Annotated in this window: 18 protein-coding genes; 8 read left to right on the top strand and 10 right to left on the bottom strand. The window is 42.5% G+C overall.

All coding sequences use genetic code 11. The annotated features are described in order from the left end of the window. The first annotated feature begins 17 nt into the window (after window positions 1-17). A complete protein-coding gene (locus ECA1_RS06300; RefSeq protein ID WP_060791977.1) occupies window positions 18-1178 on the top strand; it encodes a MalY/PatB family protein in 1161 nt (386 codons plus the stop codon). 59 nt (window positions 1179-1237) lie between these two features. Here the strand turns inward: ECA1_RS06300 and ECA1_RS06295 are convergent, their stop codons facing one another. After that, a complete protein-coding gene (locus ECA1_RS06295; RefSeq protein ID WP_010748430.1) occupies window positions 1238-1408 on the bottom strand; it encodes a hypothetical protein in 171 nt (56 codons plus the stop codon). 185 nt (window positions 1409-1593) lie between these two features. Next, window positions 1594-2994, bottom strand: coding sequence for a C69 family dipeptidase (locus ECA1_RS06290; RefSeq protein WP_060791996.1), 1401 nt, complete (start codon window positions 2992-2994; stop codon window positions 1594-1596). A 165-nt stretch (window positions 2995-3159) separates the two neighbouring features. On the opposite strand from ECA1_RS06290, the gene ECA1_RS06285 reads away from it, so the two are divergent. The 3 genes from ECA1_RS06285 to ECA1_RS06275 all read left to right on the top strand — a co-directional run bounded on the left by ECA1_RS06285 (window position 3160) and on the right by ECA1_RS06275 (window position 4649). Then, window positions 3160-3579, top strand: a complete 420-nt coding sequence (locus ECA1_RS06285) for a DUF4430 domain-containing protein (protein ID WP_060791976.1) — start codon at window positions 3160-3162, stop codon at window positions 3577-3579. Further along, the gene (locus ECA1_RS06280; protein ID WP_060791975.1) at window positions 3563-4108 is read left to right on the top strand and encodes a metal ABC transporter permease; all 546 of its coding nucleotides are present in this window, start codon (window positions 3563-3565) and stop codon (window positions 4106-4108) included. Before ECA1_RS06285 ends, ECA1_RS06280 begins: the two co-directional genes overlap by 17 nt. Before the next feature lie 169 nt (window positions 4109-4277). Further along, window positions 4278-4649, top strand: a complete 372-nt coding sequence (locus tag ECA1_RS06275) for a hypothetical protein (protein WP_005226207.1) — start codon at window positions 4278-4280, stop codon at window positions 4647-4649. 89 nt (window positions 4650-4738) lie between these two features. On the opposite strand, the gene ECA1_RS06270 is transcribed toward ECA1_RS06275, so the two are convergent. Then, the gene (locus ECA1_RS06270; protein ID WP_005226206.1) at window positions 4739-5011 is read right to left on the bottom strand and encodes a hypothetical protein; all 273 of its coding nucleotides are present in this window, start codon (window positions 5009-5011) and stop codon (window positions 4739-4741) included. A 135-nt stretch (window positions 5012-5146) separates the two neighbouring features. On the opposite strand from ECA1_RS06270, the gene ECA1_RS06265 reads away from it, so the two are divergent. Next, window positions 5147-5344, top strand: a complete 198-nt coding sequence (locus ECA1_RS06265) for a hypothetical protein (protein WP_015509783.1) — start codon at window positions 5147-5149, stop codon at window positions 5342-5344. 36 nt (window positions 5345-5380) lie between these two features. Here the strand turns inward: ECA1_RS06265 and ECA1_RS06260 are convergent, their stop codons facing one another. The 3 genes from ECA1_RS06260 to rsxC are packed head-to-tail and all read right to left on the bottom strand — an operon-like array spanning window position 5381 to window position 8378. Continuing rightward, the gene (locus ECA1_RS06260; RefSeq protein WP_060791974.1) at window positions 5381-5953 is read right to left on the bottom strand and encodes a hypothetical protein; all 573 of its coding nucleotides are present in this window, start codon (window positions 5951-5953) and stop codon (window positions 5381-5383) included. A gap of 24 nt (window positions 5954-5977) precedes the next feature. After that, window positions 5978-7048, bottom strand: coding sequence for an RnfABCDGE type electron transport complex subunit D (locus tag ECA1_RS06255; protein ID WP_060791973.1), 1071 nt, complete (start codon window positions 7046-7048; stop codon window positions 5978-5980). Next, window positions 7041-8378: an electron transport complex subunit RsxC gene (rsxC, locus tag ECA1_RS06250; protein ID WP_034857394.1), complete on the bottom strand. Its 1338-nt coding sequence runs from the start codon at window positions 8376-8378 to the stop codon at window positions 7041-7043. Before rsxC ends, ECA1_RS06255 begins: the two co-directional genes overlap by 8 nt. A gap of 185 nt (window positions 8379-8563) precedes the next feature. Between rsxC and ECA1_RS06245 the strand changes: the two genes are divergently transcribed. Further along, window positions 8564-10498 carry a heavy metal translocating P-type ATPase gene (locus ECA1_RS06245; RefSeq protein WP_060791972.1) on the top strand — a complete coding sequence of 645 codons (1935 nt, stop codon included), beginning with the start codon at window positions 8564-8566 and terminating at the stop codon, window positions 10496-10498. A 32-nt stretch (window positions 10499-10530) separates the two neighbouring features. On the opposite strand, the gene ECA1_RS06240 is transcribed toward ECA1_RS06245, so the two are convergent. Continuing rightward, window positions 10531-10974 carry a hypothetical protein gene (locus ECA1_RS06240; protein ID WP_016609260.1) on the bottom strand — a complete coding sequence of 148 codons (444 nt, stop codon included), beginning with the start codon at window positions 10972-10974 and terminating at the stop codon, window positions 10531-10533. 120 nt (window positions 10975-11094) lie between these two features. After that, complete coding sequence (locus ECA1_RS06235; RefSeq protein WP_005226199.1) at window positions 11095-11622, bottom strand: HdeD family acid-resistance protein; 528 nt, start codon at window positions 11620-11622, stop codon at window positions 11095-11097. Between the two features lie 137 nt (window positions 11623-11759). Between ECA1_RS06235 and ECA1_RS06230 the strand changes: the two genes are divergently transcribed. Then, a complete protein-coding gene (locus ECA1_RS06230; RefSeq protein ID WP_005226198.1) occupies window positions 11760-12254 on the top strand; it encodes a hypothetical protein in 495 nt (164 codons plus the stop codon). A 63-nt stretch (window positions 12255-12317) separates the two neighbouring features. Here the strand turns inward: ECA1_RS06230 and ECA1_RS06225 are convergent, their stop codons facing one another. Both ECA1_RS06225 and ECA1_RS06220 read right to left on the bottom strand, forming a co-directional pair. Further along, window positions 12318-12914 carry a nitroreductase family protein gene (locus ECA1_RS06225; RefSeq protein WP_060791971.1) on the bottom strand — a complete coding sequence of 199 codons (597 nt, stop codon included), beginning with the start codon at window positions 12912-12914 and terminating at the stop codon, window positions 12318-12320. 112 nt (window positions 12915-13026) lie between these two features. Next, complete coding sequence (locus tag ECA1_RS06220) at window positions 13027-14478, bottom strand: NAD-dependent succinate-semialdehyde dehydrogenase (RefSeq protein ID WP_060791970.1); 1452 nt, start codon at window positions 14476-14478, stop codon at window positions 13027-13029. A 214-nt stretch (window positions 14479-14692) separates the two neighbouring features. Here ECA1_RS06220 and lepB point away from each other — a divergent pair, with 214 nt between their 5' ends. Beyond that, complete coding sequence (gene lepB / locus ECA1_RS06215; protein ID WP_005226195.1) at window positions 14693-15241, top strand: signal peptidase I; 549 nt, start codon at window positions 14693-14695, stop codon at window positions 15239-15241. The last annotated feature ends 37 nt before the right edge of the window (window positions 15242-15278 follow it).

Raw genomic sequence — 15278 nt, 5'->3', positions numbered from 1 at the left:
TAGTAGGAGTGAAGAAAATGTTTTTTGATGAACCAATCAATCGTAAAGGAACCCAGTGTACTCAATGGGATTATGTTGAAGACCGTTTTGGTGAAAAAAACTTGTTGCCATTTACGATTTCCGATACGGATTTCAAGGTGCCAGCTGCAGTTGAAGCGGCACTTATCAAGCGGATGCAGCACCCGGTTTTTGGGTATACACGTTGGAATCATAATGAATTCAAGCAAGCGGTCTGCAAATGGTATTCTGAACGTTTTAACAGCATGATCAAAAGCGATTGGCTGGTCTACAGTCCTTCCGTTATGTATAGCGTTAAACAGCTCGTCACCCTACTCAGTGAACCAGGAGATGGGATCATTATTCAGACGCCAGCGTATGATGCGTTTTATAAAATGATCAAAGAGAACAAAAGAAAAATCGTACCTAATGCACTCATCTATGATGCGAACTCGTATCGCATTGATTTCGAAGAGCTAACAAGATTGATGGCACAGCCTGAAAATAAAGTTCTTCTCCTCTGTAGTCCTCATAACCCAACTGGGAGAGTCTGGCAAAAGGATGAGTTGCAACGAATCATCGAATTGGCGAAAACCCATGATGTATTTATCATTTCTGATGAGATCCATATGGACATTGTAAGAAAAGGACAAAAGCATCAACCGATCATTGATTTGTTGCAAGAAAATGTAGCCCTTGTTACTTCGGGAAGTAAAACATTTAATTTCCCAGGGTTGATTTATTCTTATGGAATCATTCCTGATCCCAAGTTGCGTGAGCGCTTCTTAACTCAGTTAAAAGAAGCCGATGGGTTGAGCTCCACCAGTATTTTTGGCATGACCGCAACAATTGCTGCCTACGATAATGAAAGTAAGTGGGTGGATCAGCTCAATGACTATCTTGATGGTAACATTGCTTATGTGATCGCTTATTTACAGGAACATCACCCAGAACTCGTGGTCACGAAAAGCGAAGCCACGTATCTTATGTGGATTGATTGTACAGCACTGGGTTTAACGATGGCGGAATTGCAGCAACGAATGATTCGAAAGGGGAAAGTCGCGATTATGTCAGGAGAGATCTATGGGAAAGAGGGGAGAAATTTTTTGCGCCTAAACATTGGCTGTTCGCGAGAAAAACTCATTGATGGCTTGAAGCGATTCACATTGAGTTTGACATAAAAAAGAACCCACTGAGCGATCAGAAAGATCCTGTATTCTTTCTGATCGCCAGTGGTTTTTTAGTCTTTCGTCGTGCGGGGAGTCATTGCAGTAGTAACGGGGATTGGTTCAACGACATGGAAATAACCTTCTTTGTCTTGAATGATCAGCATATCTTGCTGACTCTTGCTCTTGATGATCTCACCTTTAACAATTTCGTTGGTGACAGTCCGATAAATGCTTGTAGTCATGTTCATTCCTCCCAACGGTTTTTACCAATTGATCTTCAATAGGGGGACTAGTACAAATCAATTGCTTGATTTGTACCAGCAAGGAAAAAGAAAACGAATTGGTATCTTTAGTATAGGAGAGCAATGTTTAGATTGCTGCAATTCCATGTAAAGTTTTTGTTAATCCTTTTATTTTCAGCGATTGACTAATCGGCTAAAGAAAAACGCAAGGCCATTTTATTACTGCCAGACTCCACCATTTTTCCTAGTAACGTTGTTGCATTTTTTAAATACAGTTCGGCCATCTCAGCGTTGGCTTCTTCAAGCAGACGAGTAGGCTGCTTGTCAACGGAAGCTTTACGATCAGTTTCTTGTTGGATGCGGCGACAAGCCGCCATCGTTTCCATTTCAAAACGGTTGGCAAGATCACTATAGCGATCGTAGTCGCTGTCTCCAATCAACGCCAAGGTGCGTCCTAACCAATAGCTATTTGATGGATCGTAGGTCTTTGTCGTATCACAATAGCCAAGTGGGGTCTTAGTGATAGCTGCATAAAAGGGCACAACGCCATTGAAGGTATTGGGGCCAAAGGCAAGCCAATGAATGCCAGCGATTGCTGCGGGCACGTGGTTGCGGATCTGTAAAATATGGACTTGCTGGTTGCGATTGAGAGCAATCGATCGGAATTGTGTTTTTTGTGTCTCGCTCCCTGTACCGTAAGGGTCAAAAGGCGTATTTTGGAAGTGGGAGCTCAATGCCCATTTTACATCTTCCACGGATAGCTTTTGTTTTGGGTAGCATACAAACGGGAGCTCTTGATCGATCGGTTCAGCGGCTGTTCCGCTAAAGTGTTTTTGAATGTACCATGCCCGCGGGTTATTGTAACGGGTATCTTTTTCTGAGGAGCTGCCAAAAATATGGCGTAGATTAATCCCTTCAAAATCAGGATTTAATTGATAGTCTTCAATCAACTGTTCGAGATCCTGCGAACACAACGTCATTTCTGAGGCGAAATCGAAGTGATCAATGTTTAAGCGATTTGGTGCCACGACATAGGCATCATCTGGTATGCGAACAGCTGCCCAGTGATGTCCACCGATGGTTTCCATATACCAGATTTCCTCGGCATCAGAAAAAGCGATCCCGTTGGCTTCATAGGTTCCATAGGTTTCTAAGAGTTCCCCTAAGCGTAAAACACCTTCTTTAGCGGAATGGATGTAAGGCAGTACGATGCTGACGAAATCAGCTTCCCCGATACCATCTTCCACATATGGATCAATAGCCAAAACGCGTGAATTGGTTGTGATCGTTTCTGTTGCAGTCATGGCGATATTTTCTTCATTGATTCCTGAAGCTGCCCAAACTCCTTGCGATTCATCTGCTTCAGGGGTTGAAGTATAGCGTAATGATTTTGCTGGCAAACTGATTCGACAGTCACTTAAAACGGCGTAAAATTCATTTCCTTGCTGTTCTGGAGTGATGACGACGAATTTTTGCGGTTCCGAACCGCTTCCAGAATCTTCATTGCGGGCAATCATGGTCGAGCCGTCGATCGATGCTTTTTTTCCTACTAGTAAAGTGGTACAGGACGCTTTTTTTCTATCCATCATTCCAACACTCCTTCATTTCTTCTTACGAATGATTGAAGCTAGTATACCCATAGTCTCATGGTTTTACAATGCTTTCTATAGAGAGAAACAAAAAAATTTCGCCTTTTTTGTTTATTTTTAGTAGAATAAGGTGTTGTAAAAAAAATCAAAGGAGCCATTATTATGAAGAAAACTGTTGTTTTTAGTTATATTTTTTTACTAAGTCTGGTTTTTGCGGGCTGTGCCAAACCATCGATGGATGCGGGAAACTCCTCCAGTGAATCTTCGTTAGTCCAACAAAACGCCGAAGAGCGCACTGCCCAAATCAGCTTCAATAATAAAAGTGAAGAGCAAGACCAGGAGATCGAAACCAAAACGGTCACTTTTAAAGAAGGGGTTTCTTTGATGACTATCATGAAAGAGAACTTTGACTTGGAAGAAAATCAAGGGATGATCACCAGCATTGACGGTTTAGCGCAAGATGAAAAAGCTGGCTATTATTGGACATATACGATCAATGATGAAATGATTACAACTGGGGCAGATGATACCTTTTTAGGAAACAACGATAAAGTGGTTTTCACCTATGAAAAATTCGAATAAACCACTTGCATTTGCTGGAAAAGAAATTGCTTATTTAGGGCTGCTTGTGGCAGCGGCCGTCGTCGGCAGGTCACTTTTTCAACCCTTACCCAATGTTCAACCAATGACGGTGATCTTTTTATTAGTAACCATCCATTTAGGCCTTAGTCGTGGATTGATCGTTTGTCTGCTCTCGATGCTGATTACCAATTTTTACATTGGAATGGGAATATGGACGATTGCTCAATTAGTTAGCTATGCAATCATTATTTTGGGGATGTATCTGTTGTCAAAAAGCAAGCTGTTTATGAAACGGTTGCTTTTACAAGTCAGCTACAGTGTATTTGCAGGGTTTGCTTATGGCTTTGTGATATCTTGGATCAGTGTCAAACTTTATGGGTTTCCTAGCTTTTGGGCTTATTATTTTCAAGGATTGAGCTTTGATGCCCTCCACGCAATAGGCAATGGCATTTTTTATCTGTTACTAGCACCGATCTTTCTGCGGCTTTTCCAACACTACTATCCAAAGAACAACAGCGAAGGGCACTAAGCGCTTCGCTTTTTTTGTTGAGTTAGCTAGTGTCGGACAAAACGTCCATGACTAGAGGAAAAAGTCTTTGACGATCAAATGAGGTGAAAGGGGTTATGTGAGGAAACAAGCAGGCATATTGTTGTGCAAAAGCGGTTTCTGAAGGTATCCTTAAGGTATCTAAGGAAGGATGTGGCTTTTGATGAAATGGATCGTGAAAAAAGATGATTTAGAAAGCTACCGTGCGAAGTTCCATGGAAAACTGGCTGGTTATGCCGAGGAAGCCAAAATGATTGCCCTGCCAACACCAAAGTATTTTATCGTGGTGGTTGACGAAGAAAAAATCCACTTGATTCAGTTAGATCTGCAATTTCATGAAAAAGGGATGCAGACAATTATGATCCATGAGATCACAAAATTACAACTAGGCGGTGTGGTAAATAAAAAAGTCCAGATTCAGACACCTTCAACCACTGTCAAACTAATGATCAAACCGTTGGCGATCGGTATCAAAGAGGAGCAAAAAGCCTTGATCGATCGGTTTACCAGAATGTCGCGATAAACATCGGAGGAACACGCGGGAAAAATCAGCTGGATTTTTTCAAAAAAAAAGCAAGGGCAGTTGCCTGCACTTGCTTTTCGTGAGTCCTGTTATTCTGGTGTACCGACGATTTTAATAAACTCATCGATATTCTTGATTTTCATATGCTTGATCACTAACTGTTCCCGCTTGTTCCATTTTCCTTCGACTTCTAATTGGTATTTATTTAAAGGAAGGCGTAAGACATAACTGGCTAAGTAGCGATCCTTAATAATGCAATTCACGATTTTGTGGTCTTCTAAAAGTTGAATACCTGTTAGCATCATTGGCGTTTCTTGAAAAACACGGCTATTGACTAACAATCCAGTGTGGGTTTCGTTCATGGGATCTTCCTTTCTGATAAACCTGGGATAAATCATCTTTCTGTCTGTTATGTTACCTGATTTGCATCAGAAAGGCAATTCCTATAATAAATCCTCGTTATTATGTGCCACGTAAAAAGAAAGGAGGCAAAAGGAATGGTTGGGTATAACCGTTTCTCAAAAGAGTTTCAAAAGGCTTCGAAAGAACTCCGTGAAGGGAAGAAGTCCAAAAATGCCAATAAAGGGCTGCGAACACGACAAAAAATCGCTGCTGAAAAAGAACAAAAAGCACAAAATGCTTTTTCGACTGGTTTTTTGATCGGTTCCTTCAGAGAAATATTCCGCAAGAAATAAGCAAGTTCCGCTGCCAAAGCGGGACTTGCTTTTTGTTTAGAATAAATAGTTGAAGAAGACACCGTTGAGAAAGGAAAAGCTCAGATAAAATAGAAAAAGTGTCACGATGTCCAGGGGTAAGCCTTTTAGAATTGGCGGAATCGTGGCAATTTGATTTCGTGTATGAACCCCTGACAAAGCACAGGAAAAGAGAAAATACATGCCTACAGCAACAAGTAAATTGGTTAAATAATCGGTATAGGGAAATTGGGTCACGGTGGCGATCGTCAGCAAGATGACACTGACTAGGATCGTCTTTTTTAGATCATTCGTCAAGAAACGGTTTTTTGCTGGAACGATCAGTAAGCATAGACTGGCAGCAATCAAGGCGATGATGGCAGCACTTACTAAATTGGTGACCACTTGATTGCCATAGACAAAGCGATTTTGAAGTAAAAGATAAAAGCTTAAACCGCTCAACAAGTAAGCAACTGCAATGATCCCTGACAGGAAAACCACCCGTGTCGTCACGTTCGGTTTTTTTTCTTTGACGGTCGGCGCCAAATTTTGACAGGCGTAATTTGTGAGTAGAATGACTAGGAAGACCACTAGTCGATTGGCGATCATCATATGAGAACGCTCCTTTCTTGCGTTTTAGCTCATGATTTTAAGGTTGAACGGGGTCTTTTTTCCTTCCCCTAAAATGCGAAGGCGTAAGAAGCGATCGATGAGTGGAGTAAAACAATTCATGATCAAGATGGCATAGCTCATGCCTTCGTTTGTGAAACCAAAGAAACGGAAGAGGACAACGAGAAGCCCCACGCCTAAGGCAAAAAGATTTTCTCCTGCTTTTGTTCCTGGAGTCGAAGAATAATCAGTCGCCATAAAGATCGCACCCAACATGGCACCACCGCTGATGATATGCCCGATCACCGTTTGCCAACTGCCAGTAAAAAGTCCTTCTGGACCAAGGATAAAAGCAAAGAGCCCGATCGTTGCAAAAATAATCAGTGGGATACGAGGGGAGATGATTTTCTTGTAAACAAGAAAAATTCCACCCAGCAGTAAAAGCAAGGCACTGGTTTCACCGATTCGTCCCCCAGTAAATCCTAAAAAAGCATCCAACAGATCAGAACCGCTTAAAGTGTCCCCGGCCTTCATGACAGCTAACGGCGTAGCACCGGAAACGACATCGTTCGCCGTAGCTTGCGAAACCACATCAGGAGCAATGCTGCCAAAAGGTGGATCTGGCCAACTGATCAAAAACATCTGGTTATAAAACAAGCCAATCAACAAGGCGCGACCGCCAAGGGCTGGATTTAAAAAGTTATAGCCGATACCGCCAAAAAATTCTTTGACGATGATCACGGCAAACGCCACCCCGATCACTGGGAAATACCAAGGTGCGGTCGGTGGAAGATTCATCGTTAAAAGCAATGCCGTCACAACGATGCTTAGATCGAAACGAAATGGCCGTTTGATGAGGTAGGACCAAATTCCGTCGGCGGCAAACGCCGTGGCTAACGCAATGAGAAACAACCCATATACCTTGAGCCCGAAAAGGTAGCCCGAGAATAAAACTGCTGGTAGTAAGGCTAGTACTACACAGCCCATGATTTTGACTGTTTCGTCATTGCTGCGAATATGGGGGCTTGGTGGTGTTTCTTGGTTTTTTCGTTGCTGAAAGAGGCGCTCGCTATCGGAATCCTTGTAGTAATCAGGCACTTTCCTTCGCCTCCTTCTGCAGCTGTGCAACCTTGCCTTTTGCGGCAGTGATGTTGGCAGCTAAGGAACGTTTGGCTGGACAGACAAAGGTGCAAGCACCACAATTGATACACGCTTCTGCCAGCAATTCTTCACATTTTTGATAATCGCCTGCTCGATAGAATTGATCGATCTCCATCGGCATCAGGCGCATCGGACAAGCTTCGACACATTTATTGCAGCGAATGCAGGGGTTTTCGGCATATAGCCAATCGGTTTCTTCATTAAAAACAACGATCCCGTTGCTGCCTTTGGTGACCGGAACCTTTAATGTTTTGACGGATTTCCCCATCATGGGGCCGCCAAGAATCAGCTTGCTGGGCGCACCTTGAAAGCCGCCAGCAAAATCGATCAACTCTCCTGCGAGTGTTCCTAAAGGATTTTTGACGATGCGTGGATGTTGAACATCACCAGTCACGGTTGTATAGCGTTCAATCAGCGGTTTGTCATAACAGACCGCTTCAGCGATGGCAAAGCTGGTGGCAACATTGATCAATACGATCCCAATATCGGCAGTCAAGCCGCCTAAAGGTACCTCCTGATCGGTCAATAACTCTACTAACTGCTTTTCACCACCGGTTGGATAAACAGTTGGGACAGTAACGACTTCTATCGTGTCATCCTCTGCACTTGCGGCTTGCATCGCTGAAATGGCTAGCGGTTTATCATCCTCGATGCCAATGATGATTTTTGGATCAGCTAACAATTTTTGGGCAATTTTTGCCCCTTGGATGATTTTTTGGGCTTCTTTTTGCATTAAGAAGGCATCACTGCGCAAAAAGGGCTCACATTCAGATCCGTTTAAGATCAAGGTATGGATTTTTTTATTTTCATCAATACTGAATTTGACATGGGTGGGAAACGTTGCACCGCCTTTGCCGGCGATACCGCCTTGACGGATTTTTTTGAGGATCGTTTCGTTAGCAGCAGATTGCCAGTTGAATGGGGTGGACAAAAAATCATTATCGAAGGCATAATCGTTTTCAATGATGATGGTTTTTCCTTCTTCATTGTTTTGATTTGGCCAATCGACAATATCGACGATTTTGCCCGAAACAGATGCATGGACTTTCGCAGATACAAAGGCATCTGCTTCAGCGATCACTTGTCCTTGCTTGACGTACTCACCAACGGAAACCGTCGGTTCGACAGGGGCACCAATATGTTGTGCCAAAGGGATAAAGACCATCGTGGGTGAAAAGGTAAGGATTTCATCTTGTTCGATCATTAATTTTTCTTTTAACATTTGTAACGGGGGACTTAGTGAAATTCCACCAGTAAATGTTCTCATAGCCAACACTCCTTTTTTCTCCTAACTTTATTCTAGCATGCCATCCGCATTCTCAAAACCATAAACGCTTACATTTCACAAGAAAAACTTATTTCGGTTGACATATGATTGTTTGTTCATATATAATCAGGGTATAAACATGATTGATCGTTCATATGTTCGATGGAATAGAGGAGGTTTTGATGATGGCTGAACATACTTGTCAACACGAGCACACAAAAACAAAGGGACATACGCATACCCATGATCATGGGACGTTTCCTCGTAAGGTTTACTTCGCGGGGGTAATCTTCTTTATAGTGGCGCTGTTTATTTCGAATCAATGGGTAAAAGACGGGGTTTATTTTGCTGCAGTTTTATTAGCGGGCTACCACATTTCGTGGGAAGGGATCGAGGATACCGTAAAAAGCACAAGAATCAATCGGCGCTTTACGCCAAATGTACATCTATTGATGTTATTAGCAGCGATAGGGTCAATGATCATAGGCAATTTTAATGAGGCAGCCTTACTGATTTTGATTTTTGCTGGTGCTCACTTTTTAGAAGAATACGCGGAAGGGCAAAGCCGACGAGAAATCACCAATCTTCTCAAATTGAATCCAACGGAAGCACGTTTGATGGGCCCAGATGGGAAAGCCAAAAAAATTGCTGCTTCAGAGATAAAAAAAGGAGATATTTTACAAGTTTTGCCTGGCGATCAGTTAGCAACAGATGGGGTGATTCTTTCTGGCACGAGTGCTATCAACGAAGCTTCCATCAATGGCGAGAGTATACCGCGAGAGAAAACAGCGGGAGACGAAGTTTATGGCAGTACCATCAATGGCAATGGAACATTTTTAATGGAAGTCACAAAAGACAGCTCGGAAACGGTCTTTGCCAAAATTCTTTCAGTCGTTGAAGCGGCACAGTCGAATCAATCACCAACAGAAACACGAATCAAAAAAATCGAACCAATCTATGTAACGATTGTTTTCATTGCAGTCCCTTTGTTCATCTTAACAGCACCGTTTCTACTTGGTTGGGATTGGTATACCAGTTTTTATCGCGGGATCGTGATGATGATTGCAGCGTCTCCTTGTGCGTTAGCGGCAAGTGCCGTACCTGCTAGTTTATCTGCGATTTCAAATCTAGCGAAAAAAGGGATTCTTTTTAAAGGCAGCAACTACTTAACGAATTTTGCTCAGATCAAAGCGGTGGCATTTGACAAAACGGGCACGTTGACCGTCGGAAAACCAACGGTCACGGATGTCATTTTCGCTGAAGCCATCGATCAAGCAGAGGCCGCTTCCATCATCGTTTCGCTGGAAAAACAAGCCAATCATCCATTGGCAGATGCGATCGTTACTTATTTTGAGAAGAACAATAAAGGGCTGCAAAGCGAACAGCTGACGGTTACGAATGAGATTGGTTCCGGTTTAGTAGCCGTCTCAGGAACAAAAACCTATCGATTAGGAAAAAGAACCGAAAACTCCCAGTTAACAGGTTCGTTGGATCAACAGTACCGTCACCTGGAAGCGCAAGGAAAAACGATGGTCATTTTTTCCATCAATGAAGAGGTTGTCGCAATCATCGCTTTGATGGATGAGCCGAACGAACAGGCAGCTTCTGTGATTCGTTATTTAAAAAATGAAGGGATCCATACCGTTATGATCACCGGAGATAGTGCGTCTGCTGGGGAAGCCATCGGAAAGCGGCTAAACGTTGATCAAGTGGCGGCTAATGTGTTACCTGAGAACAAAGCGGAAGCGGTTCGAGCACTCCAAGAAGCCTACGGACAAACCGCCATGGTGGGGGATGGCATCAATGATGCGCCCGCACTTGTTCAGGCAGACATCGGTTTTGCGATGGGGGAAGGGTCAGATGTTGCTATCGAAGTGGGGGACGCCGTGATCATGAAAAATGATCTTTCACGCTTCGCGTATGCCTATCGCTTAGCGAAGAAAATGGATCGAATCATTTGGCAAAATATTTTCTTCTCCATGTTTATCGTCGCATTACTAGTCGGGTTGAATCTATTTGGAAAAATGAATATTGGACTGGGGGTATTTGCCCATGAAGGAAGTACGTTGATTGTATTGTTTAACGGGTTGCGCCTTTTGCGCAAACTGCCAGATGCATAAAAAAAAGCGGCTATCGAAGGATAGCTGCTTTTTTAATGACTGAATTGTGTCGAAGTTGGAAAATCAAAGGCATCGATTTTTTGCAATCGATTTTCGATCCTTCTTAAAATCCCTTCAGAGGAATCCAACGGTTTGATTGCATGATAAGCAGTCAGTAACAGGTCTTTTTCTTTAGCGGGACGGTTTTCGATGCGGTAGATATTTGCTAGTCGTTCCACGTATTCATAATGACTATAGTCTGTTTTGTTGATCAAGAAATGCAAGAGATCTTTTGCTTTTGCGTAGTCTTCTTGAAGATAAAAACTGATTGCTTCACGATACAATTTGATATCAAGTTCTTCGATCTGGTCAGGGGTTGCTTTAAGCGCACGCCACTCATTGATCGAGATTTTTCGTACGACTTTGCCAGTTGCATCGGTCAAAAAAATTACCGGTACATCGTTTGGATGTTTTGCTGCTTGCTTGATTTTCTTCATGTCGCACCTCCCGCGTGTCAATGGACTGACTGTTTGATATCTCCTATTTTAAAAGGAATAGCGGGAAAAGTCTACATGTAGATGTTAGATTCGTAGGAAATTTTAAAACATTCTCATTTATTAGGCTCTTTTTCGTTGAAAATGGTTGACCGCATCGGAGGCACCCATGAAAATCAAGATCCCGCCAAAAATTTGGAAGAATAATAACCAAGTGGCGAAGGGATTCAATACTAGGATGATCCCTGCAGCAATGATCAATAGACTGATGATCAAGCTAGTGATATAAGGTAAACCAATGCGTTTTTGGTTAAAGCTTGCCATCAATCGGGTGCAACCGCTGATGGTGATCATGATTCCTAAGAAAAATGGCACGATGGCAAGTAATCCTTTGGCAAAAACTAAAATCGCAGCTGCCGCAATCAACAGTAAGATACCAGAGACGGATTGCACATTGCGATAGCCCTTTTGTTTTTCTTTGTAGCTCGTATACAAGCTAATGATCCCTAAACATGCAATATACCCGGCAACAAGATAAACGATCGTGTTGAAGACAGATCGTGGTGCAATCAAGATGATGAAGCCAAAGACGATATATACGACGGCACGAAGTAAATCATAGCGTTGTAATTTATCAAAAAATGCATTCATGATAATTCCTCCTTTTTTTCCTATTGTACCGAATTCTTGTTAAAATAGATATCAAAAAACCTACGAAATAGGCTAAGCCTTTTGTATCAGATGGTTTTTTGGTAGAATAAGGAAAAGAAAACAGAACGGAGAGTATTATGAGTGGGTTAACGCTAGTTATGTGTGCCTTTACGATCGTTTTATACCTTTATTTATTCGTGGTACGGAAAGACATTCAATTTCTTGCTGTGGAGCGCAAACTAAGCAAGGTCGCCATTACGATTTTTTCAGTAATGATTATCCTATCTATGGTGATGATGGAAGAGGCACTTGATAATCGGGTGCGAGGGATCGTTTCGGGTTTGGTCTTTTTGAGCTTTGTTTTAGATAGCCGCGGCTTAGCACTTGATCGAATCATTGTCCATCCAATGAGTATCAAAGGGGTACTCTACCAAGAGATCGATCGAGTCGTTTTATTTCAAGAAAAGGAAGGGCAGCCCATCAAGATGAACTATTTTCGAAGAGGGATGAGAGGCCCATTAATGAAATTCAAGCAGCCATTAGCAGAATTGGTTGTTTTCTTGTCAGAACACTTGAATGAAGGGACACCGATCGATATTTTAGTCGATCATGATCAAGGAACAAAGGACTAAAAGACCCTCGATTACTGCCAGTTTAAGGCGTAATCAAGGGTCTTTTTTTAGGTCGAAAATTGATTAATGGAACACGCGGAAGCGCTCATCGTCACTTAGAAATTCTTTTTCGTTCGGTTCGCTTTCTTTTGAACCAAAGACTAGTTGCGCCCGTAGTTGCCAATTTTCAGGAATTGACCATTCAGCTGCAACAGCGTCATCGATGACAGGGTTGTAATGCTGTAAGTTGGCACCTAATCCAGCTTCTTCTAAAGCGGTCCAAGCGTTCGCTTGAGCGATCCCATTCGATTGTTCTGCCCAAACGGGAAAGTTCTCTGCGTATAGAGCAAATTGCTCTTGCAAATTTTTCACGGTATCCGTGTGAATAAAGAATAGAACGGTTCCGTAACCCGCTTTAAAACCAGCAAGTTTTTGTTTTGTCGCTTCAAACGCTTCGGGTGGTGTCAATGGTTCTATCGCAGCCTCTGTTAATGTCCACAATTTTTCGTGGGCTTCGCCAAATAAAATCACGGCTCTTGGTGATTGTGCGTTAAACGCAGTTGGACTATTTTTCACTGCTTCTTTCACAATGTCTTCGATTTCAGTGTCGGAAAGAGCCACATTTTTACCTAGCCCATAGATTGAGCGGCGCTGTTTGATTGTCTCAAGAAATTTTGTCATCGTATTCCCACCTTTTCTATTGTCATAGAGTGAAGTATACATTCTTACTTAATGTTAGTAAAAGAAAATGCTTGGGACGTCAAAAAGTCAGGCAAACGCACCTGACTTTTTCTTATTGGGCATCGATAGCAATGAATTTAACGGTCACGTATTCTTCAGGGCCATATTTGCCGTTTTCACGACCAAAACCGGAATGCTTGACGCCGCCGAAGGGAGCCGCCGGATTTGAGATCGCAATGTCATTGACCCCAACCATCCCATATTGGAGGTTTTGGGCTACATTCGAGATCGTTTGCAAATTCGTTGAAAAGAAGTAGGAAGCTAGTCCAAATTCCGTATCATTTGCCGCAGCGATGACTGCTTGTCGATCCGTAAATGAGATCAATGGAATCACAGGTCCAAAGGTTTCTTCGTAGTAGATAGCCATCTCAGAAGTAATCCCATCGATGACCGTTGGTGCGAAGAAGTTGCCTTTTTCGTATTCACCTTCAGTAAGCTTTTTACCACCGAGTAAAACTTTAGCTCCTTTATTTACCGCATCTTCCAACTGCTCGATGACTTTTTCAACGCCTGCTTGGTTGATCAAAGGACCAACAGTAGGGTTTTCCAGACCATTGCCGACCGTTACGGTTTCCATTTTCGCTAGTAATGTTTTGGTAAAGGCGTCTTTGGCGGACTCTTCGACAAAAATTCGATTGGGGGATGTACAGACCTGACCGTTGTTGCGGAATTTTGCTGCAATTAATTTTTCAGCAGCTAAATCTAAATCAGCATCAGCAAAAACAAGAAACGGGGCATGACCACCTAACTCCAATGAAACTTTTTTCAGAGTTGGTGCTGCTTGTTCATATAATTTCATCCCAACTTTCGTGGAGCCGGTAAAGGTGATTTTTTTGACTTGTTCATTTTCGGTCAATTCTTTCCCAATCTCAGAAGAATCACCTAAGACGATATTGACGACCCCGTCTGGAAGTCCTGCTTGTTGAAAAAGCTCGCCTAAAGCTAATGCGGATAGTGGGGTTTCTTTTGATGGTTTCATAACAAGGGTACAGCCAACGGCCATAGCAGGTGCAATTTTTCTTGCAATCATGTTAGAAGGAAAGTTCCAAGGTGTGATCGCGCCAACAACCCCGATCGCTTCTTTGCGTACCAGCCAATGATTGTGTTCAGGGGCTGGAATCACTTCGCCATAGACCCGTTGCGCTTCAGCTGCATTCCAACGGAAATTGTCAACGTTGGATTGGATTTCTGCCTCCGCTTCTTTTAATGGTTTTCCTTGTTCCATACTCATGATTTTTGCTAAACGATCGCTTTCTTCCTCCATCAAATCAGCAATGACGTTCATCAAATCGGCACGTTCTCGAGGGGAGCGTTTTGACCATTCGGGAAAAGCAATCGCTGCGGCATCGATTGCTTGCTTGGTTTCCTCGATCCCTCCTTGACTGACTTTTACGAGTTCTTCATTAGTGGCAGGATTGGTAACCGAAACTGACTCTTTTGTTCCTTCAAGCCATTTTCCGTTAATCAATAACTTTGTTGGTACTTGTGGTAACTGTTGGTTCATCTTGGCACTTCCTTTCAATAATGGGTTCTTATTTAACCCTAGCACGGATCAGAAAGGATGACAATTCATATGCAAGTCTCTTGATTCTCCAAATTTTTGTAAAGAACCAAAGGGGAAATGTCCTGCTCCTATCATTTTATGGTAGAATAGAAAAATAAGAATGTTTGTTCGATTCTTGAAAAATATAGTAAAATATTCAAGGAGTGAGGGACGCGTGCAACAAGTAAAAGAGCTTTTAAAAACAGTAGGATTTGTCGTGATCTTCACTTTATTCCTCTTGTTATTAAGACAGTATGTCTTTACTCCTGTGATCGTAAAAGGAGATTCGATGGACCCCACATTACATGATGGTGAGCGGGTGATTGCTTTGAAAAATACCGAGATCGAACGTTTCGATATCATAACGTTTGAAGCACCGGATGAAGCAGGCAAAAACTATATCAAACGAGTGATCGGTTTACCTGGCGATCAGGTTTCCTATCAAAACGATACCCTTTATATCAATGGACAAGCATATGATGAACCCTACTTGGATGAATTCAAAGCAGCTGTCACAGATGGCTTTCCATTGACCAGTGATTTTGATATGGGGTTATTTGGTGTTGAAGTCATTCCTGAAGGTCAAATTTTAGTGTTAGGGGATAACCGCCGAATTTCCAAGGATAGTCGTCAATTAGGTTTGATCGATGAAGCAACGATTTTGGGTGATGTAAAATTTGTATTCTGGCCAATTGCCGATTTTGGTATGCTAGGCAAAGAGTGAAATTCTGCGACCGTTTTTTTGTTTTTAAGGAGATTCT

The sequence above is a fragment of the Enterococcus casseliflavus NBRC 100478 genome, from assembly GCF_001544095.1.
GTDB classification, from domain to species: Bacteria; Bacillota; Bacilli; order Lactobacillales; family Enterococcaceae; genus Enterococcus_D; species Enterococcus_D casseliflavus.
This window is presented reverse-complemented; position numbering and strand designations above follow the sequence as displayed.